Annotated in this window: 1 protein-coding gene; it reads right to left on the bottom strand. The window is 67.4% G+C overall.

Going from position 1 to position 910, the window contains the following annotated elements:
- On the bottom strand, window positions 1-732 hold a 732-nt coding region (locus I73_RS27020; RefSeq protein ID WP_234409456.1), incomplete at its 3' end, for an ABC transporter substrate-binding protein.
- Between the last annotated feature and the right edge of the window lie 178 nt (window positions 733-910).

Below are 910 nucleotides of genomic sequence, written 5' to 3' on the forward strand. Positions count from 1 at the left end.
TTTTGCCCAGGTTGGGCGCCAAGTGCCCACCCGGGATGGCGATGCTGGCGAATCCTCCCGCAGGCGGTCGAGGAGGTTGTGCTCGCCGTTCAGGAAGGACAGCCAGCGTGGCTGGTTCTCCTCGATGATGGACACCTCGACGCGGTCCAGCATCGGCAGGCGGCGACCCTTGAACCGGGCCAGCAGTGCCTGACCCTCGGCATCGTCGGCGGCGGGCTCGGCGTCGTAATAGCGCTCGCGGTACTCGGGGTTGCGCTCCAGCGCGATCAGCGAACTGCGGCGCCACCGCACCAGTTTGAAGGGGCCGGTGCCCACCGGATGGCCCATGATCTCCTCGGGCCCGTAGAACTCGACCACCTCGCGCGCCACGGCGCCCAGGGCATCGCCCACGGCCAGGAACTGGATCAGCCGCGGCCGACTCTGGCCCAGCTCGAAGCGCAGGGTGTAGCGGTCCAGCGCGCGCGCGCCAGGCACCACCCGGTCGTAGTCGAAGGGCTTGCGCGACTTCAGGGCCTCTTCGCGCAGAGCGTTCAGACCGATGAAGTCCAGCTCCTCGTAATCGCCCCAGATCGGGCTCTTGTTGGCCGGGTCGGCGTGGCGCTTGAGGGCGTAGATGTAGTCCTCGGCCACCAGCTCGCGCTTCTGGCCCTTGAAGGCCGGATCCGAAGAGAAGTAGATGCCCGGGCGCAGCCGGATGACGAAGACCCGGTAGTCATCCGAGATCTCGGGCATGGCCACGGCCGTGCAGGGCTTGATCTTCGCCGGCCGTGCCAGATGGTCGTATTCGTAGAGACCTTCCAGGATGTTGGCGATGCCTAGCGCAGCGCAAAGTCCATGGCGGGGAACCGGCCTCCAGGCTGTCGCCAAGCCGTCGCGGCGTGAGGCGGCGTGAAGCCCATGTGAAAGGCGC

The organism is Ideonella sp. B508-1 (assembly GCF_000333615.1).
In the GTDB taxonomy this organism is placed as follows: domain Bacteria; phylum Pseudomonadota; class Gammaproteobacteria; order Burkholderiales; family Burkholderiaceae_C; genus Ideonella.